This window comes from Roseicitreum antarcticum, from assembly GCF_014681765.1.
GTDB classification, from domain to species: Bacteria; Pseudomonadota; Alphaproteobacteria; order Rhodobacterales; family Rhodobacteraceae; genus Roseicitreum; species Roseicitreum antarcticum.
The window spans coordinates 864366-889727 of record NZ_CP061498.1 but is presented as its reverse complement, the minus strand read 5'-3'; the positions used below and the strand labels follow the sequence as shown (position 1 = coordinate 889727).

The following is a 25362-nucleotide window of genomic DNA, read 5'->3' as shown; positions in this document are numbered from 1 at the left end:
GGCGCCTGCGGGGTCGCTCAGGCCTGGCCGAATGTCGGGTCATCGTGCGTTGCCGGGTGGCCTCATTTCTGCCTTGCGCCGGAAATTGTTTATCAACTTTTATGTGAAATTGCTTTAGGCTCATCCCGGGCGCATGGCGCCAACAGGGGGGCAACCAAATGAGCGACCAAAGCATGACTGGCCCGTCGGCGATTCCGCCGGTGCAAAGCATTACAACCGATGACCTGCGCGCCGCGCTGCGGCTGGGCTGGCGCGATTTCACGGCAGCGCCGCTGTTCGGGCTGGTCTTCAGCACCTTCTATGTGCTGGGCGGGCTGGTGCTTTATGCCGTGTTTGTCGCCTCTGGGCAAAGCTGGTGGTTCATTCCCATCGCGGTGGGCTTCCCGATCCTTGCGCCCTTTGCGGCCACCGGGCTCTATGAAGTGTCCCGCAGGCAAGAGGCCGGGCTGGCCTTGTCCTGGCGCGCCGTGCTGGGCTGCGTCATGGCGCAGAAGGACCGGCAGGTGCCGTCCATGGCCATGGTCATCATGCTGGGTTTCATGTTCTGGGTCTTTGTCGCGCATACGATCTTCGCGCTGTTCTTCGGCCTGCAATCCATCACCAGCAGTACGGGCGCGATGCTGCTCAGCGGCAACGGGCTGACAATGCTGCTGGTCGGTGGCGCAATCGGGGGCGTTATTGCGGCGGTTTTCTTCGCGCTGACAGTGGTCAGCCTGCCGCTGCTGCTGGACAAGGAACTGGATTTCATCACCGCGATGATCACCAGCGTGTCGACTGTGACGCACAACCCCAAGGTCATGGGCATCTGGGCGGCGCTGATCGCGGTGGTGCTGTTCGTGGCGATGCTGCCGGGGTTCCTGGGCCTGTTCGTGGCGCTGCCGGTGCTGGGGCATGCCACTTGGCACCTCTACCGCCGCGTCTTGCCTGACGACGCGGGCTGAGGCTGGCGCTTCCGCACGCGCGGCGCTTGGCCCCCGCACGCGTCATCTTGCGGGAGGCTGTGCACTGAAATTTTTGTGCCGATAGCTACTGCGCGAAAAGGCCTGCGTGCGGCGCGATGCCGGGCGTGTTCCTGGGCGTGTTTCTGGGCCGCAGAAACCGGCCGCAGAAACCGGCCACAGAAACCTTGCGCAGAATCCCGCTTTCTCATTCACTCCCCGACCCGCATCCGTGCCCCGCGCACTGGGAAAAGGGGAAGATGCAGGGCGCAAACGGCCCGGTGCCCCATGCAAAAGGGGGCCAACAGGCCCCCTTTACTTATCGATTGCGGTCGCCTGCGAAGGTTACTTCTTCGCGGCCTCATCCGCAGCTTTCTTGCTTTCGGCGGCGGCGCGCACGGCGGCCGAGGGCTCGGGCCGCGGCTGGGGTGCAGGCGCGGGTGCCGGCTGTGGCGCGGGGGCGTAGGCGGCCGGCTGTTGCTGTTGTTGCTGCTGCACACGTGCGTTGGTTGCCAGCGGGTCATCTTGCCGCTGCACCGAGCCTTCAAAATGCGCGCCGGATTCGATAGCGATCGTCTTGTGGATGATGTCGCCTTCCACCCGTGCCGACGAAGTCAGGCGTACCTTAAGCCCGCGCACCCGGCCAATCACGCGACCGTTGATGACGATGTCGTCGGCCACGATCTCGCCCCGGATGGTGGCGCTGTCGCCCACGGTCAGCAGATGCGCGCGGATATCGCCGTCCACCATGCCTTCGACCACGACATCGCCGGTGGTTTTCAGGTTGCCGGTGATCGTCAGATCCGACGACAGGACGGATGCGGCAGGCTTCGCCTTGGTCGCCTGCGGCGCGCCGCTGGAGGAACCGGTATCGGCAGCGGGGGCACGATACATGGGTTGTTCGGGCGCCCGCTGTGCGGGTTCCGGCGTGGCCGCTTTTTTGGGACCTGGTTCGTTTATGCGGCTTTTAGAAAACATTTTGCGCTGCCCTTATATACGTCATAGGGTTGAGGGGTGTGCCGCCGACGCGGATTTCGTAGTGAAGATGCACGCCGGTTGACCGGCCTGTTGTGCCCATACCACCGATTTTATCCCCGCGCGAGACCCTTTGCCCGGTGCTGACGTTAATGCGATGTAGATGGGCGTAATAGGTCTCGATCCCGAAGTCATGCTCGATGATGACAAGGTTGCCGTATCCGCCCTGACGCCCAGCGAATTTGACCCGCCCGGCCGAGGTTGCCGTGATTGTGGTGCCCTGTGCTGCGGCCCAGTCGACGCCATTGTGCTGGCGCGATGCGCCGGTGCGCGGGTCACGCCGTACGCCGAAGCTGGAAGTCTGGCGCGCCCCGGATACCGGCCGCGCAAATGGCAGGCGTTCGGTCGCGACACGGTAGAGGTTCAACTCATCCAGGCCCGCCAGCACGCGGTTGGCCCGCGCCTCGTCGCTGTCAGGGTCATAGCTGCCAGAGGTGGACATGGAGATCGGCTGCAAGGCTGCGGATTGCGACTGATACCCAGACCGTACCTGCCGCAAAATGGTGTCGACCGACAATCCGGCATTGGTGAAGATGCGTTCCAGCGGCGAGACTGACATCTCGATCGCCTCTTCCAACTGGGCGAAAATGCGGGTGTTGCGGTCCTGAATAAGCCGGACCTCCAAAGCCAGATGGTCGGCCTGCCGGCGCGCATCATCAGCTGCCAGCGCGGCGTTGTCCCGCTCTGACGTGGCGGTGTCGAGGGCCGACATCAGGAAATCAAGCGTCTGTGCGACGTCTTGCGCCTGTTCGGCGCCGGTGCGGGCGGTCCCGGTCTCATCCGTCAGGGTGCGGGCCAGTTCGGCACCATGGGCACGCGCGGCGTCGCGTTCGTCGACCGTGCGGCGCAGGGTGCGCTGGATGACCTCGATCCCGGTTTCCAGTTCGATCCGCCGCTGCTCTGACGCCAGAAGCGCCGATTGCATGTCGGAAATCCTTTCCATCGCATAGGTAAAGCGGGACTGCGCGGTCTCGGTTTCCGATGCGCGAGCGTCGCGTTCTGCGGCGAGGTCGTTCAGCCGGGTCTCATAATACGCCTGTTCGCGCGCGGCCTGATCGCGGATATTGCCCGACCCTATGCTGTCCATTAACAGGATCGACGCAGCCAGCACGCCCCAGGCAAAGAAGGTGACAGCGCTGAAGATGCCCACCGCCTGCGTCAGGGGTCGGAGCCGGACATAGCGTGTCGCGCTATCAGATTTCAGAAACAGCCGCTGTTCTGGAAAACGTTTTTCCAGCCGCTGGTCGAGCCGATCTAGAAGTCGCTGCAAACCTGTGATTCCTTGTCGTATTTTGTCGGCCATCGGGTCAAAAGACGCATCGCCCGGGGCGACCGCATCCCGATAGGTTACCAGCGTGTTAAGACCCTAAGGCGCATATCGCAAGAATTTTGCCGCGCGTGCCGCCGCAAAGCCGGGCAATACGCCCGTTTTGGGCGGATTTTTGCCGACAATTCCAGCGATTTCAGGGATGTCTCGCAACTTTTGCCCGGTTTCGTGCGTTTAGCGCTCTCGCCCGATGCCGTGTCGTTGTGCTTCCAGCCGCCCCGGGAAGGGTATCTCAGGGGCGGTCGATTTCCGACAGGGGCCAGTAGAAATCCGGCGGCAGGCCTGCATCGGCGCGCTTTTCTTCGTTGAAGGGTGGGCGCAGCGTGCTGTGGAAATAGCGCCGCACCAGCGCGTGAAAACGTGGCAGCGGGTCGAGATTCTCGCGCCCGCACAGGAAGTTGAACCATTTGGAGCCGTAGGCGACATGGGCCACTTCCTCGGCATAGATCACTTCCAGTGCCGTGACGGCGGCAGCATCCTTTGCCTGTTGAAACAATGCGATCATGCCGGGTGTCACGTCGAGGCCGCGTGCCTCCAGCACCATTGGCACCACGGCCAGGCGCGCGGGCAGGTCATGCGCAGTGTCCTGTGCGGCGCGCCACATCCCCGCATGGGCGGGCAGGGCACCGTAATGGCTGCCGTGCTCGGCCAGGCACCCGGCCATGAGCCCGAAATGTCGCGACTCATCATCCGCCGCGCGCACCCAGTCGTCATAAAAGCCGGGCGGCATGGGAATATTGCTGAATCGCGCGATGATGTCCCAATGCAGGTCAACCGCGTTCAACTCGATATGCGCTACCGCATGCAGCATGGCGATGCGCCCCGCCGGGCTGCCGGGTTTGCGGCGCGGCACGTTGCGCGGCTCCAGCAATTCGGGCTGCGCGGGCCGTGCGGGCATATCGGGCGGGGTGGCGTGGCCGATGGCCATGGGCGTGCCCGCGTCGCGCATCGCAAGCCACAGGGCGGCGCAGGCGCGCGACAGCGCAGTTTTCTGCGCCGGGTCCGCCGTTTTCAGCACGGCCACGGCCATTTCGGCAAGTGTGCCGGGCAGCGCCGCAGCGTCTACAACCACGGCGCTGTCTGTCGCGTGGCTTTCGGTCGCGGCGCTTTCCGTCGTTGGGCTTTCCGCCGTTGGGCTTTCCGCCGTTGGGCTTTCGGTCGCCGGGCTTTCGGTCACAGGGCCTTGGCTGCTTCCAGCACCTCTTCGACATGGCCCGGTACTTTGACCTTCGGCCAGACCCGCGCGATCGTGCCGTCTGCGGCGATCAGCACCGTGGTGCGTTCGATCCCCATGTAGGTCTTGCCGTACATGCTCTTTTCGACCCATGTGCCGTAGCGTTCGCAAACGTCCGAGGTCTCATCCGACACCAGGGTGAGGTTCAGGCTGTATTTTGCGATGAACTTGTCGTGTTTCGCGACCGGGTCCTTGGACACGCCGACGACCTTCGCGCTGATGGCGGCAAAGTCATCCGCCGCCTCGGTGAAGCCCTGCGCCTCCTTCGTGCAGCCCGGCGTGTCGTCCTTCGGGTAGAAATACAGCACCACCGGCCCGCCGCGCAGGTCGGAAAGCGTCAGGTCGCCGCCGCCATCGCGGGGCAGGGTGAAATCGGGGGCAGTCGCGCCGGGTTCAAGCATGGGTTACCTTTCAACTGAAATGGACTTTGGTCAGTTGTAGTCACGGGACGGCAAAGTTAAAGGGGCGTCTCAAGTTTTCATAGTGTGGCAAAGAGTGTCCTTCCATGCAGCTGTCCGATTTCGACTTTGACCTGCCCGAGGGGCTGATCGCCACCCGCCCGGTGCGCCCGCGCCCGGCGGCGCGCATGCTGGTGGCATCTGGCACCGCGATTTCCGATGCCCATGTGCGCGACCTGAGCCTGTGGTTGCGCCCGGGCGACCGGATGGTGCTGAACAACACCCGCGTGATCCCCGCGCGGCTGACCGGCCGACGCTGGCGCGACAGCGCACAAGGCAGGGTCAGCGCGAAGATCGAAGTGACATTGATGGAGCCGCTGCCCGACGGCGACTGGCGCGCCATGGTCAAACCCCTGCGCAAGCTGGCGGTGGGCGAGGATGTGGTGTTTTCCGAAACGCTGCATGCCCATGTCACCGCCAAAGGGGCCGAGGACGCGACTTTGCGCTTCAACCTGACCGGCGACGCATTCGACGCCGCCCTTTCGCAGGTCGGTGCGATGCCGTTGCCGCCCTATATCGCGGGCAGACGCGCCGCCGATGCGCAGGACGACGACGATTACCAGACGGTGTTTGCCCGCGAACGCGGCGCTGTCGCGGCCCCCACCGCATCGCTGCATTTCGATCTGGATCTCTTGCAGGCGCTGCGCGATCATGGCGTGGACTTCACCGAGGTGACGCTGCATGTCGGTGCGGGCACCTTTCTGCCGGTGAAGGTGGATGATATCTCGACCCACAAGATGCATGCCGAATGGGGCCAGATCACGCCGCAGGCCGCAGCCGAGATCAACGCGACCCGTGCGGCAGGCGGGCGTATCATCGCCGTCGGCACCACCGCGTTGCGCCTGATCGAAAGTGCGGCCGCCCCGGACGGTACCTTGCGCGAATGGACCGGCAAGACCGATATCTTCATCACCCCGGGCTACCGTTTTCGCGTGACCGACGGGCTGATGACCAACTTTCACCTGCCCAAATCGACGCTGATGATGCTTGTAGCGGCGCTTATGGGACAGTCGGCGATACAAAATATTTATAGTCACGCCGTAGGGCAGGGGTATCGCTTCTTCTCTTACGGCGACGCGTCACTATTGATCCCTGAGGGGAAGGAGGGCTGCACATGATCCGGGTCTTTGCATCGTCATGGCCGCTTTTTCTGGGCCTGCTGTTGCTGATGATCGGCAACGGGGTGCAGGGCACGCTGCTGGGTATCCGCGGCGGGATCGAGGGGTTCAGCACTTTCCAGATGTCCGTCGTGATGTCGGGCTATTTCGTGGGGTTCCTCTTCGGTTCGCAGATCGCGCCCGAGCTGATCCGGCGCGTGGGCCATGTGCGGGTGTTTGCGGCCCTTGGCTCGCTGATCTCGGCGGTGATGATCCTCTATGCGGCCCTGCCTGACTGGATGATCTGGACCGGGCTGCGCATCCTGATCGGCTTCAGCTTTTCTGGCGTGTATGTGACGGCGGAAAGCTGGCTCAACAACACCTCGACGAATGAGACGCGGGGGCAGACGCTGTCGCTCTACATGATCGTACAGGTCGTGGGGATCATCTCGGCGCAGGGGCTCATCAACCTGGCCGATCCGGCAGGATACTTGTTGTTCGTCATCCCTTCCGTGCTGGTGTCGCTGGCGTTCACGCCGATCTTGCTGTCGGCCAGCCCTGCGCCGGTCTTTGGCACGGCCAAACGGCTGAGCTTCAAGGCGCTGTACGACATTTCGCCTTTGGGCTGCGTCGGCATGTTCCTGATGGGCGGGGTCTTTGCGGCGATGTTCGGCATGGCAGCCGTTTGGGGCGCGCAGGCCGGGCTGTCGGTGCGCGACATTTCGATCTTCGTTGCGGCGATTTATATCGGTGGGCTGCTGTTTCAATATCCCATCGGCTGGTTGTCAGACCGGATGGACCGGCGCCGGCTGATCATGTTCGTCGCGGCCTTCGGGACGCTTGGCACGCTGGTCGCGGTGGTGTTCAACCCTGGGTTTGTGGTGCTTCTGGGCGTTGCGGTGGTGATTGGCGGTGTGGCCAACCCGCTGTACTCACTGCTGCTGGCCTATACGAATGACTATCTTCAGGCCGATGATATGGCTGCGGCCTCGGGTGGGCTGATGTTCATCAACGGCGTCGGTGCGATTGTCGGACCGCTGGCGATTGGTTGGCTGATGTCGCTGATCGGGCCGAAGGGGTTCTTCTTGTATATCGCCATGCTGACCGGGGGGCTGACGCTGTATGCGATCTGGCGCATGCGCCGCCGCGCCGTCGTGGTGGTGGGCGAGGCATCAGCCTATACCGCCATGACGCAGGCCGCATCAATTGTCGCGATGGAGCCTGTGTTCGAGGCGGCGCATGAGCAAGAAGAGGCAGGCGACACGCCCGGCGCCGCCGCCGCAAGATAGCGTCGTTTCGCCAGATAGGATTGCGCGGTCCCGGCAAACCTGTCAAATTCGGCCCAAAGGGGCGCAGATCGCGGACCCGCGCAAAGGGGTGGCTGATGGAACAGGCAAAGACGGTACTGGATTTCTGGCTGAAAGAGCTGACGCGAGCCGATTGGTATTCCGGCGATGCGGCGGTGGATGAGGCCGTCCGGTCCCGGTTCAGCGCCACCTGGGCGTCTGCGCGCGCCGGTGCCTTGCAGAACTGGCAGTCGATGCCGCAGGGTATTCTGGCTTATCTGGTGGTGACCGATCAGTTTCCGCGCAACCTGTTTCGCAATGATGCCCGCGCCTTTGCCACCGATGGCAAGGCGCTCACAGCGGCGATCCGCGCGATTCACCATAAACTGGATCTTCAGGTGGCAGAGCCCGAGCGGCAATTTTTCTACATGCCCCTGATGCATTCCGAAAGCCTGATGGATCAGGACCGCTGCGTGCGGATGTTCCTGACGCGGATGCCCGAAACCGGCGCGGGCAATGTGCTGCATGCGCGCGCGCACCGCGCCGTGATCCGTCGTTTTGGGCGTTTTCCTTACCGCAACGAGGCGCTGGGGCGTACCAGCACGGCGGAAGAGCGCGCCTTTCTGGCGCGGGGTGGCTATATGTCGGTGGTCGAGGAATTGCAGGCCGCCTGAGGCGGGCCCGGCGGTGATCCGACCCGGTATGTGCCACCCGCAGGACAGGCTTGCGCCCGGGTCGTTGCAACGCCCGGGAATACAGTTTAATATCAAACTATATTCTTGAGGAGGGGCGCGAATGACTGCCAGAGCTTTTGACGTTGTCGTAATCGGCGCCGGTCCGGGGGGCTATGTGGCCGCGATCCGCGCCAGCCAGCTGGGGCTGAAAGTCGCGATTGTAGAGCGCGAGAACCTGGGCGGTATCTGCCTGAATTGGGGCTGTATTCCGACCAAGGCGCTGCTGCGCTCGGCCGAGGTGTTCCACCTGATGCACCGCGCCAAAGACTTCGGGCTGAGCGCCGACAAGATCGGCTTCGACCTTGCCGCAGTTGTCAAACGCTCACGCGGGGTTGCGGGGCAATTGTCGGGCGGCATCGGCCATTTGATGAAGAAGAACAAGATCACCGTGGTGATGGGGGAGGCGACGCTGCCCGCCAAGGGCAAGGTGTCGGTCAAGACCGACAAGGGCACCGAGGAGCTGACCGCAAAGAACATCGTCCTGGCCACTGGCGCCCGCGCGCGGCAATTGCCGGGGCTGGAGGCTGATGGCGAATTGGTCTGGGCCTACCGCGACGCGATGGTCGCCAAACGCATGCCCAAAAAGTTGCTGGTCATCGGCTCGGGCGCGATCGGGATCGAATTTGCCAGCTTCTTCAACACGCTGGGCGCGGATACCACCGTGGTCGAGGTGATGGAGCGCATTCTGCCGGTCGAGGATGAGGAGATCAGCAAATTCGCCCAGAAGCAGTTTGAAAAGCAGGGCATGAAGATCAAGGCGAAAGCCATGGTCAAGCAGCTGGACCGCAAGCCCGACGGCAAGGGCGGGGGCACGGTCACCGCGCATATCGAGGTGAACGGCAAGGTCGAGAAGGAAGAATTCGACACGGTGATTTCCGCTGTCGGGATCGTGGCCAATACCGAAGGCCTGGGGCTGGAGGCGTTGGGCGTCAAGATTGATCGCAGTTTCGTGGTGACGGATGAATATTGCCGCAGTGGGGTCGAGGGGCTCTTTGTCATCGGCGACGCCACCAACGGCCCGTGGCTGGCGCACAAGGCCAGCCACGAAGGCGTTATGGTCGCCGAACTGATTGCGGGCGGGCATCCGCATGCAGTCGATCCCGATGCGATTGCGGGCTGCACCTATTGCCACCCGCAGATCGCCAGCGTCGGTCTGACCGAGGCGCAGGCGAAAGCTGCGGGGCATGAGATCAAGGTCGGGCGCTTCCCCTTTATCGGCAATGGCAAGGCGATTGCGCTGGGGGAACCTGAGGGTTTGGTGAAAACCATCTTTGACGCGAAGACCGGTGCGCTGCTCGGCGCGCATATGGTTGGCGCGGAAGTGACCGAGTTGATTCAGGGCTATGTGATCGGCCGCACGCTGGAGACGACCGAGGAAGACCTGATGAACACGGTCTTCCCGCATCCGACCTTGTCCGAGATGATGCACGAATCCGTTCTGGATGCGTATGGGCGCGCGCTGCATTTCTAGGCGCACCTGTTGCCGTGAAACCAATGCGCGGCCCGTTGGGCCGCACGCGATCTCCACGCCCCGGACCTGCGGTCCGGGGCGTGCGTGTTTTGCGCATGTGCGCGGGCGGCGTAAAACCCGGCGCCCGCTTCGTGCGGTGTGCTTTGGCGGGCAATCCCCCCTTCCACCCATGCGCGCCATGGCGTAAACAGCGCCTAACCCGCAGTATTGGAAGGCCGCCCCATGCATGAATCCATGATGCAAGACCCCCCCATCACCCAAGAACTGATCGCCGCGCATGGGCTGAAGCCCGATGAATATGCGCGTATTCTGGAGATCATCGGGCGGGAGCCGACGTTTACCGAACTGGGTATCTTTTCGGCCATGTGGAATGAGCATTGCTCTTACAAATCGTCGAAGAAATGGCTGCGCACCCTGCCGACCACCGGCCCGCAGGTGATCTGCGGCCCCGGTGAAAATGCGGGCGTGGTGGATATCGGCGATGGCCCCGATGGTGTGAAACTGGCCGTTGTCTTCAAGATGGAAAGCCATAACCACCCCAGCTATATCGAGCCGTATCAGGGCGCGGCCACCGGCGTTGGCGGCATCTTGCGCGATGTGTTCACCATGGGCGCGCGGCCCATCGCGGCGATGAACAGCCTGTCCTTCGGCGTAACCGATCATCCCAAGACCGCGCATCTGGTGCGCGGCGTGGTGGAAGGTGTCGGCGGTTATGGCAATGCCTTCGGCGTGCCCACCGTGGGCGGAGAAGTGCGGTTTCATGCCGCCTACAACGGCAATTGTCTGGTCAATGCCTTTGCTGCGGGGCTGGTCGATGCCGACAAGATTTTCTACTCGGCGGCCAGCGGCGTGGGTTTGCCAGTGGTGTATCTGGGCGCGAAGACAGGGCGCGACGGGGTAGGTGGTGCCACGATGGCCAGTGCGGAATTCGATGACACGATCGAAGAGAAGCGCCCGACCGTGCAGGTCGGTGACCCCTTCACCGAAAAGCGGCTAATGGAGGCCTGTCTGGAACTGATGGCCACGGGGGCGGTGGTGTCGATTCAGGATATGGGCGCGGCGGGCCTGACCTGCTCGGCGGTGGAAATGGGCGATAAGGGCGGCCTTGGCATCCGGCTGCAACTGGATGACGTGCCGCAGCGCGAACCGAACATGACGGCGTATGAGATGATGCTGTCGGAAAGCCAGGAACGCATGCTGATGGTGCTGCGGCCAGAGAAAGAGGCTGAGGCGCGCGCCGTGTTCCGGAAATGGGATCTGGATTTCGCCATTGTTGGCGAGACGATTGCCGAAGATCGCTTTCTCATCATGCATGGCACCGAGGTGAAGGCCGATCTGCCGCTGGCGACGCTGTCGGGTTCCGCCCCGGAATATGACCGGCCCTGGGTCGAAACCCCGCCCGCCGCGCCCTTGGGCAATGTGCCGGGGATTGACCCGATCGACGGGCTGCGCGCGCTGATTTCCAGCCCGAATTATGCCAACAAGGCTTGGGTCTGGGAGCAATATGACGCGCAGGTCATGGGTGACACGATCCGCGTGCCGGGAATGGGCGCGGGGGTGGTGCGGGTACATGGTACCGATAAGGCGCTGGCCTTCACCAGCGATGTCACCCCGCGCTACGTCAAGGCCAACCCGGTTGAGGGCGGCAAACAAGCGGTGGCCGAGGCCTATCGCAACCTGTGTGCCGTGGGCGCGCGGCCCCTGGCCACCACGGATAACCTGAATTTCGGCAATCCGGAAAAACCCGAGATCATGGGCCAGTTCGTCGGCGCACTTCAGGGGATTGGCGCGGCATGCATCGCGCTGGACATGCCGATCGTGTCCGGCAACGTCTCGCTCTACAATGAAACTGACGGCAAGGGTATCTTGCCCACACCAACCATTGGGGCGGTCGGGCTGCTCGATTCTGTCGCTGACATGATCGCGGGCCAGCCGGTTTCGGGGGATGTGGCGCTCTTGATCGGCAGCACGGCGGGGCATCTGGGACAATCGGCGCTGTTGGCCGAGGTGTTTCACCAGGAGGAAGGCGACGCGCCCCCCGTCGATCTGGCGGCAGAGCGGCGCAACGGCGAGTTCCTGCGCGCCAACCGCCAGCTGATCCGCGCGGCAACCGACCTGTCTGATGGCGGGTTGGCGCTGGCCGCGTTCGAGATGGCCGAGGCCGCCGGGCTGGGCGTCACGTTGAATGCGGGCGACACGCCGACGCTGTTTGGCGAGGATCAGGCGCGCTACCTTGTGGCCTGTTCGTTCGACGCGGCCGAGGCGCTGATGGTCGCTGCCGGGCAGGCCGGGGTGGCGCTGTCCAGCGTGGGCAGTTTCGGCGGCAGCGCTGTCAGCTTTGGTGGCAGTTCTGCGCCGCTGACGGATTTATCCGGCATTTACCGCAGCAGCTTTCAAGCTGCCGTGGCCTGACCTTGCCAAGCCCCATGGGGCAGATTACGTTTCAACCGGAACACCAAGGAAACCAGATCATGGCGATTACCGCAGAAGATATCGAAACCCTGTTGCGCGCCAGCTTCCCAGAGGCGCAGATCACCATTACCGATCTGGCGGGCGACGGAAACCACTATGCCGCCGAGGTTGTTGATGAGAGTTTTCGCGGCAAGAACCGCGTGCAACAGCAGCGCGCAGTTTATACTGCGTTGAAGGGCAAAATGGATGGCAGCCATGGCGAATTGCATGCGCTTGCCCTCACCACCAAATCACCGGAGTAAGCCAGATGGCCGACGCACAAGTGCAGATCAAGAAAACCGTCACTGAAAACGACGTGGTGCTGTTCATGAAAGGCACCAAATCCATGCCGCAATGCGGGTTCTCCAGCCGGGTTGCCGGGGTGCTGAACTTTATGGGCGTGGAATTTTCAGATGTGAACGTTCTCGCGGATGAGAATATCCGGCAGGGCATCAAGGATTACTCGGACTGGCCGACGATTCCTCAGCTTTATGTGAAGGGCGAATTTGTCGGCGGCTGCGATATCATCACAGAGATGACATTGTCGGGTGAATTGGATACCTTGTTCGCCGAAAACGGCATCACCTACGACAAGGATGCCGCAGAAAAGATCCGGGAGGCGAATGCCTGAGGCATTGCTGCCCGGGCAACACCGATTTTGACCAAAGGCGCGGCGGGAAACCGGCGCGCCTTTTGGTTTTTGCGCGTCAGGAAGGCGCCAGATCTATGGAAAACCCAGATCTATGGAAAACCCAGATCTATGGAAAACAACGAAAAAAAAGATGGATGCCGTCAGCAGTTGGTCGCGGCATCCTTGCAGAACATCTCATATACCAGCGCGATCATGCGCGCGGCTTTCGGGTCATGCAGCGAATAGTAAATCGCCTTGCCTTCACGGCGTGACGCGACAATCCCTTCGACCCGCAGCCGCGCCAGTTGCTGGCTGACCGCCGCCTGGCGTGAGGACAAAAGCTGTTCCAGCTCGGTCACCGATTTTTCGCCTGATGCCAGGTGGCACAGGATCATCAGCCGCCCTTCATGGGCCAGTGCTTTCAGAAAATTCGACGCAGCCTGTGCCTCGGCGATCATGTCTGACGGGGCGACATGCGGTTTCTCATCTGTAGTCGTTTCCGAAAGCACCCGCATCACCCCATATATGGTTTGCTGTCCGCTACATATTCACCCGGCGCGCATGGTGTCGGACCGACCACATGGCCTGAACCGGGCTTGGCCGGGGGGTGTCATACCCGTTTGCAGACATATCTCGATTGCCGAATATAGGGCGGCGGGGCATGTTCCACAAGGCACCGCCGACGAAGCGGTGGGTTTTGCGGCTTCGGTTGGCCCCGCGCGACATTATGCGGCACGGCGCCCAGGCGCTATGCCGTTGGCGATCCAGTGCTGACAAAAAGGCCGCGCCGAGGGACCCGACGCGGCCTTTCAATGTCGCGCGCGTGCCGATCAGGCGTCGCGCGGGTCTTCGCTGTTGCCGCTGTCGCGGGGATCTTCGCTGCGGTAATCGTCGTCGTCCATGCCTGCGGAACCGATATCGTCGAACAGTTCCGAGATCTCGAACTCTGCTGCGGCTTCTTCTTCCGCCGCCAGTTCCTGGATCGACTTGCCCGATGCCTGCAGTTCGGCTTCTTCAACCGAACGCGCGACGTTGATGCGGATGCCCGCGTCAACTTCGGGGTGCAGGTTGATGGTCACGTCATGGATGCCCAGCATTTTGATTGGTTCGACCAGAATGATCTGGCGACGCTCGACCTTGATGCCGGCTTCGGACACCACATCCGAGATATCACGGGTGCTGACCGAGCCATAGAGCGCGCCCGAATCGGAGGCCGACCGGATAACGACATAGGTCGTCCCGTCGAACTTCGCGCCAAGGGCTTCGGCTTCTTTGCGGGTCTCAAGGTTTTGTGCCTCAAGCGTGGCTTTCTGGGCTTCAAACGCCGCGATATTGGCGTCGGATGCGCGCAGGGCCTTGCGTTGCGGCAGCAGGTAGTTGCGCGCATAGCCTTGCTTGACGTTTACCACGTCGCCCATCTGGCCCAGCTTGGCCACACGTTCCAAAAGGATCACTTGCATGTCAAATTCTCCTTATTTCACGGCATAGGGCAGCAGGGCGAGGAAGCGGGCGCGTTTGATGGCACGGGCCAGTTCACGCTGCTTTTTTGCCGAGACTGCGGTGATGCGCGAGGGCACGATCTTGCCACGCTCTGAAATGTAGCGTTGCAGAAGGCGGGTGTCTTTGTAGTCGATCGCGGGCGCGTTCTCGCCCGAGAACGGGCAGACTTTGCGACGGCGGAAGAATGGTTTGGTGGCCATGGTTCAGGCTCCTGTGCTCAGATCAATCAACGGCGTTCGGGGCGGGGGCCACGATCGGGGCGGTCGCCACGGTCGCCGCGATCCGGGCGGTCGCCACGGTCAGGCCGGTCGCCACGCTCTGGGCGGTCATCGCGCTTTTGCATCTGCACGGACGGACCTTCGACGTGTTCATCGACCTTGATGGTCAGAACGCGCATCACGTCGTCATGCAGGCGCATCAGGCGTTCCATTTCCTGCACGGCGGCGCTGGGTGCGTCGCTGCGCAGAAAGGCATAATGCCCCTTGCGGTTCTTGTTGATCTTGTAGGCCATCGTTTTGACGCCCCAATATTCGAAATCGACGACCTTGCCGCCGTTTTCGGTCAGGATGCCCGAGAAATGTTCGATCAGGCCTTCGGCTTGCGTGTTGGACAAGTCCTGACGCGCAATCATGACGTGCTCATAAAGCGCCATGGATACTCCTAGTCATGTCTGGGCGCATTTCATAGGACGGGCAGTGACCTTTCCGCGCCCCGTCCACGAGAGGCTGCGCCGGATACGTGAAATGCGGAAAAGTTGGGGCCTTATACACGCGCCCTGCGGGGATGCAAGCGCCAGCACGGGCAGGGCGGTGCAATCGGCTGCATGCGCGCCCCGCGCGCCCGGGGTTGCTCAGTCGCCCAGCACAACGCGGGCGTGGCGTTTCTTGCCCGCAGTCAGCTTGAGAGGGGTGTCCAGATCGTTGGCATGGATGATCTGTCCTGCATCAGTCACCAGGGCGTCATTCGCGCGCGCTGCGCCTTCTGCAATGAGGCGTTTCGCGTCTTTGCCCGATTTGGCAAGTGATGTGAGGACAAATAGCTGTACTATCGACAACCCCTCTTTAAGTTCTTCCCGGGTAAGCGACACCGTTGGCAGATCCTCGCCGATGCCGCCGTGTTCAAATACCTCACGCGCGGTAGCTTCGGCTGCCGCCGCCGCTTCGGCCCCGTGACACAGCGCTGTGACCTCATTGGCCAGCGTCACCTTCGCCGCATTGATCTCGGCGCCTTGCAGCGCGCCCAGACGGTTGCATTCCTCAACCGGCAGTTCTGTGTAGAGCTTCAGGAAGCGGCCCACATCGGCATCGGTGGTATTGCGCCAGAATTGCCAGAACTCATAGGGTGACAGCATGTCGGCATTCAGCCAGACCGCGCCGCCCTGGGATTTCCCCATCTTGCGCCCGTCCGAGGTGGTGAGCAGCGGCGTGACCAGGCCGTAGATCTCGCCATCAATCACCCGGCGGGTCAGGTCGATGCCGTTGACGATATTGCCCCATTGGTCCGACCCGCCCATCTGCAACAAGCAGCCGTAACGGCGGTAGATTTCAAGGAAATCATAGGCTTGCAGGATCATGTAGTTGAATTCCAGGAAGGACAGCGATTGCTCGCGGTCCAGCCGGGATTTCACCGATTCAAACGACAGCATGCGGTTGACGCTGAAATGCCGCCCGATGTCGCGCAGGAAATCGAGGTAATTCAACCCGTCCAGCCATTCGGCATTGTTGAGCATGATCGCATCGGAAGGGGCATCACCATAGCTGAGGTATTTCGCAAAAACCTGCTGCATGCCGCTGATGTTGCCTGCAATGGCGTCAGGGGTCAGCAGGGGGCGTTCTTCCGACCGGAAGGACGGGTCACCGACCTTGGTGGTGCCGCCGCCCATCAGCGTGATCGGCTTGTGCCCGGTCTTTTGCAGCCAGCGCAGCAGCATGATGTTCAGCAAATGCCCCACATGCAGCGATTTCGCGGTCGCATCATACCCGATGTACGCCGGAACCACCCCTTTGATCAGCGCCTCATCCAGCGCCTGCAACGCGGTGCAGTTTTCCAGAAATCCACGCTCGATGATGATGCGGAGGAATTCCGATTTGGGGTGATAGGTCATTTTTCTGTTGTCCTTGGCCGTCGGTTGGGGCTGTCTATACCGGCTGGGTGGCCTGAGGGAAAGACCATGTTAAAGGCTGGGGTGAAGACGGGAATGTTGCGTGTGCTGGGCACGATGTCGGGCACGTCGCTTGACGGGGTGGATGCGGCGGTGCTGGAAACCGATGGAGACGTGATCCGCCGCTTTGGCCCCAGCGCCTACCGCCCCTATACGGATGCCGAGCGTGCGGTGCTGCGCACAGCCCTGGGCCGCTGGCCGGGCGATGCCGGGGTGGAAGAGGCCGCAGAAGTGGTCGAAACGGCGCATGCCGAGGTGATGAACGGCTTTGAAGCCATTGATCTGGCTGGATTTCACGGTCAGACGCTGGCGCACGACCCGGGCGCACGCCGGACGCATCAGACCGGCAGTGGCGCGGTGCTGGCCGAGGTGTTGGGCTGGCCCGTCGTGTGGGATTTTCGCAGCAACGATGTGGAACTGGGCGGCCAGGGTGCGCCGCTGGCCCCGTTTTACCATCACGCCCTGGCGCGGCATCTTGGCCTGCACGCCCCGGTCGTGTTCCTCAACCTGGGCGGCGTCGGCAATGTCACCTGGGTCGATCCGCGCCTGCGCACGCCTGATACGCCGGGCGCGTGCCTGGCGTTTGATACCGGGCCCGCCTGCGGGCCGCTGAACGACCTTATGCAGGCGCGGCGCGGGGTGCCTATGGACGCGGACGGGGCGCTGGCGGCGTCGGGCATTGTCGATCAGGGCGTGGTCGATCGCTACCTTTCGGGCGCGTATTTTCACAAGATACCGCCCAAATCGCTGGACCGGCTGGATCCAGGCCTGATGGCCGCCGTCGCGGATCTGGGCGATGCCGATGCCTGCGCGACGCTGAGTGCGGTCGTTGCTGCCGCCGTCGCCCGCGCGGCAGAGCATTATCCCGATGCGCCCGCGCGGATGCTGGTGTCAGGCGGGGGGCGGCACAACCCTGTCCTGATGGCGATGATCCGCGCCGCCGTGCCCTGCGATGTGTCGCCGGTCGAGGCCTTGGGTCTGGACGGCGACATGATCGAGGCGCAGGCCTTCGCGTATCTGGCGGTCCGCGTGCTGCGTGGCCTGCCCACCAGCGCGCCGGGCACGACAGGCGTCGCCGCTGCGGTCGGCGGCGGGCGGGTCAGCCAGCCGGGATAAGATATTCGATATTTCGTTTTGTATCAGCGTATTGCGGTGCGAAACCCACAAAAAATCGACGGCTGCCGGCGCTGGACACGCGATGAATCTCTTTGTCATATAACCAATTTATATCAAGGCGTTACAGTCCGATCCTGAGAAAAGCCCCAAGTGCGTGTCAGTCGGTCGGCTTCGGGCTGAGCAATCGCAGGAAAAGCGTGGTCAAAAACGGCTCCGCCCCTTCGACGGGCACGGTATGATCGCCCCGGATCATGCGGATTTGCGCGTCGAAATCAGCATAATGCTGGGTCAGCGCCCAGATCGAGAAGATCAGGTGATAGGGGTCAACCGGCGCGATCCTGCCGTGATGGACCCAATGGTCGATCAGCCGCGCTTTTTCATCCACCAGCGCCTTCAGGTCATGCCGGATGAACCCTTCGATCCGGGGCGCGCCCTGGATGATTTCATTGGCAAACAAACGACTTTCACGGGGAAATTCATGTGCCATCTGAAGTTTGCGGCGCATGTATTCCAATAGTTCCGTCTGCGGGTCCCCCTCGGGGTTCAGCGCGCGCAACGGGTCCAGCCAGGTATCCAGCAGGTTGGTCAGCAGGGCGTGGTGAATGGCCTCCTTGCCGTCGAAATAATACAGCAGGTTGGGCTTTGACAGCCCGGCACGTTCGGCGATCTGGTCCAGCGTTGCGCCACGGAACCCGTGGGCCGAGAAGACGTCCAATGCGGCCTCCAGGATGATCTTGCGGTTGCGCCGCTGGATGCGGGTGGTCACGCGCCCGATCCTTGGCGTCTGCCTGCTTTTGTAGCGTTTGTCGGCATCATCATGGTGTGGTATTCCTTTGGGCGGCGGGCGCAGGAAATCAAACTTGACTGAATGGTCAACTCTGATAGCGTCAACCCCGGACTTGAACAGAAAGTAAAAAACCGCCCGCACGTCAAGCCCGACATGCCTTTTGCGACATGACTGGATGACCGGGCCGCTGACAGGATGCTCTTCATGGCGCTTGATCGCCCGACCCCCAATGACCTCAATGCCTTCTGGATGCCCTTCACCGCAAACCGGCAATTCAAGAAGGACCCCCGGATGTTCGTGGGGGCGAAGGATATGCATTACACCACGTCCGAGGGGCGGCAGGTGCTGGATGGCACGGCGGGCCTGTGGTGCTGCAACGCGGGGCATTGCCGCCCGAAGATCACCGAAGCAATCGCCAAACAGGCCGGAGAGCTGGATTACGCCCCCGCCTTTCAGATGGGCCACCCCATCGCGTTCGAACTTGCCAATCGCCTGATCGGCATTGCGCCCGAAGGGATGGAGCATGTTTTCTACACCAACTCTGGGTCGGAATCCGTTGAAACCGCGCTGAAACTTGCCATCGGCTACCATAGGGCGCGGGGCGAGGGTGCGCGCACCCGGCTGATCGGGCGCGAGCGCGGCTATCACGGGGTGAACTTCGGCGGCATCTCGGTCGGGGGCATCGTCACCAACCGCAAGATGTTCGGCACGCTGTTGGGCGGTGTCGATCACATGCCGCACACGCATCTGCCTGACCTCAACAGCTATACCCAGGGCCAGCCGGAACACGGCGCGAACCTCGCCGATGAGTTGGAGCGCATCGTCGCCCTGCATGGCGCTGAAACCATCGCTGCGGTGATCGTCGAGCCCGTCGCGGGGTCCACCGGGGTGATCTTGCCGCCAAAAGGGTACCTGCAACGGCTGCGAGAGATTACCGCGAAACACGGCATCCTGTTGATTTTTGATGAAGTCATCACCGGCTTTGGCCGCCTTGGCGCGCCTTTCGCCGCGCAATATTTCGACGTGCTGCCCGACATGATGTGCACCGCCAAAGGGCTGACCAACGGCGTGATCCCCATGGGCGCGGTCATGACCACCGGTGCGGTGCATGATGCGTTCATGGACGGCCCCGAGCATATGATCGAGCTGTTCCACGGCTATACCTATTCGGGCAACCCCATCGCCTCGGCCGCCGCGATCGCCACGCTGGACACCTACCGCGAGGAAGGGCTGTTTGAACGTGGCGCCGAGATCGCGCCCTATTGGCAGGATGCGCTGCACAGCCTGCGCGGTGCGCGCCATGTGATCGACATCCGAAATCTGGGGCTGATCGGTGCAGTCGAACTTGAACCCATCGCCGGTGCGCCCACCAAACGCGCGTTCAGTGCGTTTTTGAAGGCGTATGAGGCCGGGATCTTGATCCGAACCACCGGGGACATCATCGCCATGTCGCCGCCGCTGATCATTGAGAAACCGCAGATTGACCAGTTGATCGGCACCTTGCGCGGTGTGCTTGAAGCCCTCGACTAGGCGAAGAAACAACGATGCGCCCAGCATAGGGGCACACGACCTCGGAACAGGAGAGCACTGCCCATGACTGCCCCCGCCGCCAATATCAAGATCAACCCCGACCGGTTGTGGGACAGCCTGATGGAAATGGCGCAGATCGGCCCCGGCATCGCGGGCGGCAACAACCGTCAGACCGTGACCGATGAAGACGCCGAGGGCCGCAAGCTGTTTCAGGACTGGTGCGAGGCTGCGGGCGGCACCATGGGCGTCGACACCATGGGCACCATGTTCATGCGGTTTGAAGGGACCGACCCGGATGCCTTGCCGGTCTATGTCGGCAGTCATCTCGATACCCAGCCCACGGGCGGCAAATATGACGGTGTGCTGGGCGTTTTGGCGGGGTTGGAGATCATCCGCTCGCTGCGCGATCTTGGCATCAAGACCCGTCGCCCCATCGTCGTTGTGAACTGGACGAATGAGGAAGGAACGCGCTTCGCCCCCGCCATGCTGGCATCCGGTGTATTCGCGGGTGTGCTGGAACAGGACTGGGCCTATGACCGGCGCGACGCCAAGGGCCTGCGGTTCGGCGATGAACTGGAGCGTATCGGCTGGAAGGGCGATGAGCCGGTCGGCAAACGTGAAATGCACGCCTTCTTTGAGCTGCACATCGAACAGGGCCCGATCCTGGAGGCCGAGGGCAAGGATGTCGGCGTCGTCACCCATGGGCAGGGCCTGCGCTGGGTGGAATGCACGATCACCGGCAAGGGGCAGCATACCGGATCAACTCCGATGCCGATGCGCCGCAACGCGGGCCGGGGCCTCGCGCAGGTGACCGAACTGGTGCACGAAATTGCGATGAAGTATCAGCCCAATTCCGTGGGCGCGATCGGGCAGATCGATGTCACCCCAAACAGTCGCAACATCATCCCCGAAAAGGTTGTTTTCACGATAGATTTCCGCAGTCACATTCTGCCGGTGCTGGAGGCGATGGCGACCGAATTGCGGACTGTCGCCCCAAAACTATGCGCCGACCTGGGGCTGGAATTCCACTCCGAAGTCATCGGCTTCTTCGACCCGCCCGCGTTTGATCCCGTGCTGGTAGACCGCGTGCGCAATGCCGCCGAACGGCTGGGCTACAGCCATATGAACATCATCTCGGGTGCGGGCCATGATGCCTGCTGGATCAACCGCCTGTTCCCGACGACCATGATCATGTGCCCCTGCGTCGATGGGTTGAGCCATAACGAGGCCGAGGAAATCTCCAAGGATTGGGCTGCCGCCGGGACCGAGGTTTTGATGCACGCCGTGCTAGAAACTGCTGAAATCGTTCGCTGACGCTTCGCGCACCCAACGATGCCCGCCAAACGATAAGGGAATATTCATGACCACAACCATCATCAAGAACGGCACCATCGTCACCCATGACCTGACCTACCGCGCCGATGTGCGGGTCGATGGGGGCAAGATCACCGAGATCGGGGCGAACCTTTCGGGCGGCACCGAACTCGATGCGACCGGCTGTTATGTCATGCCCGGCGGGATTGACCCGCACACGCATCTGGAAATGCCCTTCATGGGCACCTATTCGGCCGATGACTTTGAATCCGGCACCCGCGCCGCACTTGCAGGCGGCACCACCATGGTGATCGACTTTGCGCTGCCGTCGCCCGGGCAGGGCCTGCTGGACGCTCTGCAGATGTGGTCGAACAAATCGACCCGCGCGCATTGCGACTACAGCTATCACATGGCGATCACCTGGTGGTCACAGCAGGTGTTTGACGAGATGAAGGAGGTGACCGACCGCGGCATCACCAGCTTCAAGCACTTCCTCGCCTACAAAGGCGCGCTGATGGTGAATGATGACGAGCTTTTCGCCAGTTTCCGCCGCCTGCGCGATCTTGGCGGGCTGGCCATGGTGCATGCGGAAAACGGCGATGTGGTGGCCGAACTGTCCGCCAAGCTGCTGGCCGACGGCAATTCCGGCCCTGAAGGCCACGCCTATTCCCGCCCGCCGCAGGTGGAAGGTGAGGCGACGAACCGCGCCATCATGATCGCCGATATGGCCGGAGTGCCGCTCTATGTCGTGCACACCAGCTGCGAAGACAGCCACGAGGCCATCCGCCGTGCCCGCCAGCAGGGCAAGCGTGTCTATGGCGAACCCCTGATCCAGCACCTGACGCTGGACGAATCCGAATATTTCAACGCCGATTGGGACCATGCCGCGCGCCGCGTCATGTCGCCGCCGTTCCGCAACAAGATGCACCAGGACAGCCTGTGGGCCGGGCTGTCGGCGGGCTCGCTTTCTGTCGTGGCGACAGATCATTGCGCGTTCACCACCGATCAGAAACGCTTTGGCGCGGGCGATTTCACCAAGATCCCGAACGGGACGGGAGGGCTGGAGGACCGGATGCCGATGCTCTGGACCTACGGCGTGATGACTGGGCGGATCACGATGAATGAATTCGTCGCCGTCACGTCGACCAATGTCGCCAAGATCTTCGGGATGTATCCGCGCAAGGGCGCGATTTCGGTCGGCTCGGATGCTGACATCGTGGTCTGGGACCCGGCCAAGTCAAAAACCATCAGCGCCAAGCATCAGCAATCCGCCATTGATTACAACGTGTTCGAGGGCAAAGCTGTCACCGGCCTGCCGCGCTATACCCTGACACGCGGGCGTGTCGCGGTGAACGATGGCGCGATCATCGGGGCCGAGGGGCATGGCGAATTCGTCCCCCGCGCCGCCAATGGCCCGGTCAACACGGCACTCAGCGCATGGAAAGACCTGACCGCGCCGCGCCCGATCCAGCGCAGCGGCATTCCCGCCAGTGGCGTCTGAGGGGGCCTTGATGAAAGATTTGGCAGGCGTCGAGGCGCCAGTAATCGAAGCGCGCGATCTGGAACTGACGTTCCACACCAATGACGGGCCGATACAGGCGTTGACAGGGGTTAACCTGACCATCAACAAAGGCGACTTTGTCAGCTTCATCGGCCCCTCGGGCTGCGGCAAGACGACTTTCCTGCGTGTCATCGCCGATCTCGAACAACCCACGGGCGGCAGTATCACCGTTAACGGCATGACGCCCGAAGCGGCCCGCAAGGCGCGCGCTTATGGCTATGTGTTTCAGGCGGCGGGCCTCTATCCGTGGCGCACGATCATGGGCAATATCTGCCTGCCGCTGGAGATCGTGGGCTTTAGCCGCGCCGAACAGCGGGAACGTGCGGAACGCGTGCTGGATCTGGTGGATCTGGCCGGGTTTGCGAACAAGTTTCCGTGGCAATTATCGGGTGGCATGCAGCAACGCGCCAGCATCGCCCGCGCACTGGCCTTCGATGCCGATCTGCTCTTGATGGATGAACCCTTTGGCGCGCTGGATGAAATCGTGCGCGACCACCTGAACGAACAGCTTCTGGCCCTGTGGGCACGGACGCAGAAAACCATCGGTTTTGTCACCCATTCGATCCCCGAGGCGGTGTATCTGTCCACGAAAATCGTCGTCATGTCGCCACGCCCGGGCCGCATCACCGATGTGATCGACAGCCCCTTGCCGCGCGAGCGTCCGCTCGATATCCGCGACAGCCCGGAATTCATCGCGCTGGCGCATCGGGTGCGCGAAGGGCTGCGCGACGGGCATGGTGATACGGTCTGATCTGGACCGCCCCGCCGGACTGGCGTATCAGGGGCGGGTAGTTATCAGGGAAACCATGCCATGACGAAGAACATCGCCATTCTGGGCGCCAGCGGGTACACTGGCGCGGAACTGGTGCGCATCATCGCCACCCATCCCGACATGCGTATCGCCGCGCTGACCGGGGACCGCAAGGCGGGCATGGCCATGGCACAGGTGTTCCCCTTCCTGCGCCACATGGACCTGCCCGATCTGACGCGGATCGAGGATGTGGATTTCAGCGGCATTGATCTGGCGTTCTGCGCCCTGCCGCATGCCACATCGCAAAGCGTCATCAAGGCTCTGCCCGCTGACCTGAAGGTCGTCGATCTGTCGGCAGATTTCCGGCTGCGTGACCCGGCGGCCTATCAGAAATGGTACGGCAAGGCACATGATGCGCCCGAATTGCAAAAGCAGGCAATCTATGGCCTGACCGAGTTTTACCGCGATGACATCCGCAGCGCCCGGCTGGTTGCGGGTACCGGCTGCAACGCCGCCACCGGCCAATTTGCCCTGCGCCCGCTGATCGAGGCCGGGGTGATCGACCTGGATCAGATCATTCTGGACCTGAAATGCGGTGTCTCTGGTGCGGGCCGGTCGCTGAAGGAGAACCTTCTGCACGCCGAATTGTCCGAGGGCGCGCAGCCCTATGCCGCAGGCGGCACCCACCGGCATCTGGGCGAGTTCGATCAGGAATTCAGCCGTGCCGCTGGCCGCCCGGTGCAGGTTCAGTTCACCCCGCATCTGATCCCGATGAACCGGGGCATCCTTGCTTCGGCCTGGGTGCAGGGCGATGCGGCGGCGATCCACGGCGTTTTGTCCGACCGCTATGCCGATGAGGTCTTCATTCATGTGCTACCCTTTGGCACACTCCCCTCGACACATGATGTGCGCGGGTCCAATTTCGTGCATATTGGTGTTGTGGCGGATCGCGTTGCCGGACGGGCTTCGGTGTTTGCGGTACTGGATAACCTGACGAAGGGGTCCAGCGGGCAGGCAGTACAGAACGCCAACCTGATGTTGGGGCTGGATGAGACAGCGGGCCTGATGTTCGCGCCGCTGTTTCCGTAGGGGGGTAAGGCATGGCGTTCAAATCGCTGAAGAAAAAGCGGCGCATTCAGGTGATCGCTGTGGCTGCGGTAGCGTTGGCGCTGTCCACTGCACTGATCGGCTATGGGATGCGTGACGGGATCAATTTTTTCCGCTCGCCCTCCGAAGTTGTCGCCGCCCCGCCAACCGAGACGGAAGTGTTTCGCATCGGTGGGCTGGTCGAGGCTGGCAGCATCGTGCGCGGCCAGTCTGATACGGTGTCGTTTCGTGTGACGGACGGCCCGGCCTCGGTCCCCGTGACGTATCGTGGCATCCTGCCGGATCTGTTTACTGAAAATGAGGGGATGGTCGGCACAGGTCGGCTGGTCGATGGTGTCTTCATCGCGCATGAGATCCTGGCCAAACATGATGAGACCTACATGCCGAAAGAGGTCATGGACGCGCTGAAAGCCAGTGGCGAATGGCGGCCTGAAAGCTGAATGCCTGCTGCTTCATGCCGGGTATCGGCTGGACGCTTCATTGAAAATGCGGGGTGACAGACTGGGTGCCCCCATTGGCAAGCTGCTCAAAAACGGTGTGTGACCCCCTCTTTGGATTATGGCTGCTGCGGCCAACACTGTGAACGACGGTCGGCCATGGGCGGATATGGAAATGCACCGCTTTTCTGCGCCCGCGCAGACCATACGGTAGCATTGCAGGTTCTGCGCGCACGAACCGGAACGCGCCTGTTGCGCTAGGCTTTTGGCGTGTCGGGGTCCGCGCCCACCGCCATGATGGCTGATGGCACAGCGCATTGCCCGGGCCATTGCGCGCCGGTGGGAAACCGCTTCACCGATTGCGGGCGGAAAAATCCGAAATGCATGGACTTTTTCAGCACCCTGCTAGATCACCGTTAAGATGTTTTAACACAAC

25 protein-coding genes are annotated in these 25362 nt (G+C 62.2%); 15 read left to right on the top strand and 10 right to left on the bottom strand.

Going from position 1 to position 25362, the window contains the following annotated elements; all coding sequences use genetic code 11:
* Positions 1–158: 158 nt before the first annotated feature.
* Positions 159–941, top strand: a complete 783-nt coding sequence (locus H9529_RS04075; RefSeq protein WP_092889543.1) for a DUF2189 domain-containing protein — start codon at positions 159–161, stop codon at positions 939–941.
* 342 nt (positions 942–1283) lie between these two features.
* Here the strand turns inward: H9529_RS04075 and H9529_RS04070 are convergent, their stop codons facing one another.
* From H9529_RS04070 to bcp, 4 genes are all read right to left on the bottom strand, one after another.
* Positions 1284–1916: a bactofilin family protein gene (locus tag H9529_RS04070; protein WP_092889548.1), complete on the bottom strand. Its 633-nt coding sequence runs from the start codon at positions 1914–1916 to the stop codon at positions 1284–1286.
* On the bottom strand, positions 1906–3276 hold the full coding sequence (locus H9529_RS04065) for a DUF5930 domain-containing protein (protein ID WP_092889551.1): 1371 nt from the start codon (positions 3274–3276) through the stop codon (positions 1906–1908). Before H9529_RS04065 ends, H9529_RS04070 begins: the two co-directional genes overlap by 11 nt.
* A gap of 256 nt (positions 3277–3532) precedes the next feature.
* Positions 3533–4330, bottom strand: a complete 798-nt coding sequence (locus H9529_RS04060; RefSeq protein ID WP_092889895.1) for a ferritin-like domain-containing protein — start codon at positions 4328–4330, stop codon at positions 3533–3535.
* 143 nt (positions 4331–4473) lie between these two features.
* Positions 4474–4935 (bottom strand): thioredoxin-dependent thiol peroxidase, encoded by a 462-nt coding sequence (bcp, locus tag H9529_RS04055; protein ID WP_092889554.1) that lies wholly within the window; start codon positions 4933–4935, stop codon positions 4474–4476.
* Between the two features lie 104 nt (positions 4936–5039).
* Between bcp and queA the strand changes: the two genes are divergently transcribed.
* From queA to grxD, 7 genes are all read left to right on the top strand, one after another.
* The gene (gene queA / locus H9529_RS04050) at positions 5040–6110 is read left to right on the top strand and encodes a tRNA preQ1(34) S-adenosylmethionine ribosyltransferase-isomerase QueA (protein ID WP_092889557.1); all 1071 of its coding nucleotides are present in this window, start codon (positions 5040–5042) and stop codon (positions 6108–6110) included.
* Entirely contained in the window at positions 6107–7378 is a 1272-nt protein-coding gene (locus H9529_RS04045; RefSeq protein ID WP_092889560.1) for an MFS transporter, read from the top strand. The genes queA and H9529_RS04045 overlap by 4 nt, the downstream gene beginning before the upstream one ends.
* Positions 7379–7473: 95 nt before the next feature.
* A complete protein-coding gene (locus H9529_RS04040) occupies positions 7474–8049 on the top strand; it encodes a DUF924 family protein (protein WP_092889563.1) in 576 nt (191 codons plus the stop codon).
* Between the two features lie 121 nt (positions 8050–8170).
* Positions 8171–9580: a dihydrolipoyl dehydrogenase gene (gene lpdA / locus H9529_RS04035; protein ID WP_092889565.1), complete on the top strand. Its 1410-nt coding sequence runs from the start codon at positions 8171–8173 to the stop codon at positions 9578–9580.
* Between the two features lie 237 nt (positions 9581–9817).
* On the top strand, positions 9818–11992 hold the full coding sequence (gene purL / locus H9529_RS04030; RefSeq protein ID WP_092889898.1) for a phosphoribosylformylglycinamidine synthase subunit PurL: 2175 nt from the start codon (positions 9818–9820) through the stop codon (positions 11990–11992).
* A 59-nt stretch (positions 11993–12051) separates the two neighbouring features.
* Positions 12052–12294 (top strand): BolA/IbaG family iron-sulfur metabolism protein, encoded by a 243-nt coding sequence (locus tag H9529_RS04025; protein ID WP_092889568.1) that lies wholly within the window; start codon positions 12052–12054, stop codon positions 12292–12294.
* A 5-nt stretch (positions 12295–12299) separates the two neighbouring features.
* Entirely contained in the window at positions 12300–12662 is a 363-nt protein-coding gene (gene grxD / locus H9529_RS04020) for a Grx4 family monothiol glutaredoxin (RefSeq protein WP_092889571.1), read from the top strand.
* Between the two features lie 161 nt (positions 12663–12823).
* Here grxD and H9529_RS04015 read toward each other — a convergent pair whose 3' ends face one another.
* The 5 genes from H9529_RS04015 to tyrS all read right to left on the bottom strand — a co-directional run bounded on the left by H9529_RS04015 (position 12824) and on the right by tyrS (position 16266).
* Positions 12824–13120 (bottom strand): ArsR/SmtB family transcription factor, encoded by a 297-nt coding sequence (locus tag H9529_RS04015; RefSeq protein ID WP_223814350.1) that lies wholly within the window; start codon positions 13118–13120, stop codon positions 12824–12826.
* Between the two features lie 372 nt (positions 13121–13492).
* On the bottom strand, positions 13493–14122 hold the full coding sequence (gene rplI, locus H9529_RS04010) for a 50S ribosomal protein L9 (protein WP_092889576.1): 630 nt from the start codon (positions 14120–14122) through the stop codon (positions 13493–13495).
* A 12-nt stretch (positions 14123–14134) separates the two neighbouring features.
* A complete protein-coding gene (gene rpsR / locus H9529_RS04005; protein ID WP_036700444.1) occupies positions 14135–14362 on the bottom strand; it encodes a 30S ribosomal protein S18 in 228 nt (75 codons plus the stop codon).
* Positions 14363–14388: 26 nt separating this feature from the next.
* Positions 14389–14814 (bottom strand): 30S ribosomal protein S6, encoded by a 426-nt coding sequence (gene rpsF, locus H9529_RS04000; protein WP_092889579.1) that lies wholly within the window; start codon positions 14812–14814, stop codon positions 14389–14391.
* 198 nt (positions 14815–15012) lie between these two features.
* Positions 15013–16266, bottom strand: a complete 1254-nt coding sequence (gene tyrS, locus H9529_RS03995; protein WP_092889581.1) for a tyrosine--tRNA ligase — start codon at positions 16264–16266, stop codon at positions 15013–15015.
* 66 nt (positions 16267–16332) lie between these two features.
* On the opposite strand from tyrS, the gene H9529_RS03990 reads away from it, so the two are divergent.
* Positions 16333–17439: an anhydro-N-acetylmuramic acid kinase gene (locus H9529_RS03990; RefSeq protein ID WP_092889584.1), complete on the top strand. Its 1107-nt coding sequence runs from the start codon at positions 16333–16335 to the stop codon at positions 17437–17439.
* 157 nt (positions 17440–17596) lie between these two features.
* Here H9529_RS03990 and H9529_RS03985 read toward each other — a convergent pair whose 3' ends face one another.
* On the bottom strand, positions 17597–18214 hold the full coding sequence (locus tag H9529_RS03985; RefSeq protein ID WP_223814349.1) for a TetR family transcriptional regulator C-terminal domain-containing protein: 618 nt from the start codon (positions 18212–18214) through the stop codon (positions 17597–17599).
* 216 nt (positions 18215–18430) lie between these two features.
* Here H9529_RS03985 and H9529_RS03980 point away from each other — a divergent pair, with 216 nt between their 5' ends.
* The 6 genes from H9529_RS03980 (at position 18431) to ccmE (ending at position 24929) form a co-directional block, all read left to right on the top strand.
* Complete coding sequence (locus H9529_RS03980) at positions 18431–19756, top strand: aspartate aminotransferase family protein (protein WP_092889587.1); 1326 nt, start codon at positions 18431–18433, stop codon at positions 19754–19756.
* Between the two features lie 63 nt (positions 19757–19819).
* Positions 19820–21070 carry a Zn-dependent hydrolase gene (locus H9529_RS03975; protein WP_092889590.1) on the top strand — a complete coding sequence of 417 codons (1251 nt, stop codon included), beginning with the start codon at positions 19820–19822 and terminating at the stop codon, positions 21068–21070.
* A gap of 46 nt (positions 21071–21116) precedes the next feature.
* Complete coding sequence (gene hydA, locus H9529_RS03970; protein WP_092889593.1) at positions 21117–22571, top strand: dihydropyrimidinase; 1455 nt, start codon at positions 21117–21119, stop codon at positions 22569–22571.
* Positions 22572–22581: 10 nt separating this feature from the next.
* Positions 22582–23382 carry an ABC transporter ATP-binding protein gene (locus H9529_RS03965; protein WP_092889596.1) on the top strand — a complete coding sequence of 267 codons (801 nt, stop codon included), beginning with the start codon at positions 22582–22584 and terminating at the stop codon, positions 23380–23382.
* A gap of 60 nt (positions 23383–23442) precedes the next feature.
* A complete protein-coding gene (argC, locus tag H9529_RS03960; RefSeq protein ID WP_092889599.1) occupies positions 23443–24471 on the top strand; it encodes an N-acetyl-gamma-glutamyl-phosphate reductase in 1029 nt (342 codons plus the stop codon).
* Positions 24472–24482: 11 nt separating this feature from the next.
* Positions 24483–24929 (top strand): cytochrome c maturation protein CcmE, encoded by a 447-nt coding sequence (gene ccmE / locus H9529_RS03955; protein WP_092889602.1) that lies wholly within the window; start codon positions 24483–24485, stop codon positions 24927–24929.
* Positions 24930–25362: the final 433 nt, after the last annotated feature.

Excerpts from the sequence above, each read along its gene's own strand:
- H9529_RS04075 (WP_092889543.1), top strand. The coding sequence starts at position 159 with ATGAGCGACCAAAGCATGACTGGCCCGTCGGCGATTCCGCCGGTGCAA.
- H9529_RS04070 (WP_092889548.1), bottom strand. The coding sequence starts at position 1,916 with ATGTTTTCTAAAAGCCGCATAAACGAACCAGGTCCCAAAAAAGCGGCC.
- H9529_RS04065 (WP_092889551.1), bottom strand. The coding sequence starts at position 3,276 with ATGGCCGACAAAATACGACAAGGAATCACAGGTTTGCAGCGACTTCTA.
- H9529_RS04060 (WP_092889895.1), bottom strand. The coding sequence starts at position 4,330 with ATGGCCGTGGCCGTGCTGAAAACGGCGGACCCGGCGCAGAAAACTGCG.
- bcp (WP_092889554.1), bottom strand. The coding sequence starts at position 4,935 with ATGCTTGAACCCGGCGCGACTGCCCCCGATTTCACCCTGCCCCGCGAT.
- queA (WP_092889557.1), top strand. The coding sequence starts at position 5,040 with ATGCAGCTGTCCGATTTCGACTTTGACCTGCCCGAGGGGCTGATCGCC.
- H9529_RS04045 (WP_092889560.1), top strand. The coding sequence starts at position 6,107 with ATGATCCGGGTCTTTGCATCGTCATGGCCGCTTTTTCTGGGCCTGCTG.
- H9529_RS04040 (WP_092889563.1), top strand. The coding sequence starts at position 7,474 with ATGGAACAGGCAAAGACGGTACTGGATTTCTGGCTGAAAGAGCTGACG.
- lpdA (WP_092889565.1), top strand. The coding sequence starts at position 8,171 with ATGACTGCCAGAGCTTTTGACGTTGTCGTAATCGGCGCCGGTCCGGGG.
- purL (WP_092889898.1), top strand. The coding sequence starts at position 9,818 with ATGCAAGACCCCCCCATCACCCAAGAACTGATCGCCGCGCATGGGCTG.
- H9529_RS04025 (WP_092889568.1), top strand. The coding sequence starts at position 12,052 with ATGGCGATTACCGCAGAAGATATCGAAACCCTGTTGCGCGCCAGCTTC.
- grxD (WP_092889571.1), top strand. The coding sequence starts at position 12,300 with ATGGCCGACGCACAAGTGCAGATCAAGAAAACCGTCACTGAAAACGAC.
- H9529_RS04015 (WP_223814350.1), bottom strand. The coding sequence starts at position 13,120 with ATGATCGCCGAGGCACAGGCTGCGTCGAATTTTCTGAAAGCACTGGCC.
- rplI (WP_092889576.1), bottom strand. The coding sequence starts at position 14,122 with ATGCAAGTGATCCTTTTGGAACGTGTGGCCAAGCTGGGCCAGATGGGC.
- rpsR (WP_036700444.1), bottom strand. The coding sequence starts at position 14,362 with ATGGCCACCAAACCATTCTTCCGCCGTCGCAAAGTCTGCCCGTTCTCG.
- rpsF (WP_092889579.1), bottom strand. The coding sequence starts at position 14,814 with ATGGCGCTTTATGAGCACGTCATGATTGCGCGTCAGGACTTGTCCAAC.
- tyrS (WP_092889581.1), bottom strand. The coding sequence starts at position 16,266 with ATGACCTATCACCCCAAATCGGAATTCCTCCGCATCATCATCGAGCGT.
- H9529_RS03990 (WP_092889584.1), top strand. The coding sequence starts at position 16,333 with ATGTTAAAGGCTGGGGTGAAGACGGGAATGTTGCGTGTGCTGGGCACG.
- H9529_RS03980 (WP_092889587.1), top strand. The coding sequence starts at position 18,431 with ATGGCGCTTGATCGCCCGACCCCCAATGACCTCAATGCCTTCTGGATG.
- H9529_RS03975 (WP_092889590.1), top strand. The coding sequence starts at position 19,820 with ATGACTGCCCCCGCCGCCAATATCAAGATCAACCCCGACCGGTTGTGG.
- hydA (WP_092889593.1), top strand. The coding sequence starts at position 21,117 with ATGACCACAACCATCATCAAGAACGGCACCATCGTCACCCATGACCTG.
- H9529_RS03965 (WP_092889596.1), top strand. The coding sequence starts at position 22,582 with ATGAAAGATTTGGCAGGCGTCGAGGCGCCAGTAATCGAAGCGCGCGAT.
- argC (WP_092889599.1), top strand. The coding sequence starts at position 23,443 with ATGACGAAGAACATCGCCATTCTGGGCGCCAGCGGGTACACTGGCGCG.
- ccmE (WP_092889602.1), top strand. The coding sequence starts at position 24,483 with ATGGCGTTCAAATCGCTGAAGAAAAAGCGGCGCATTCAGGTGATCGCT.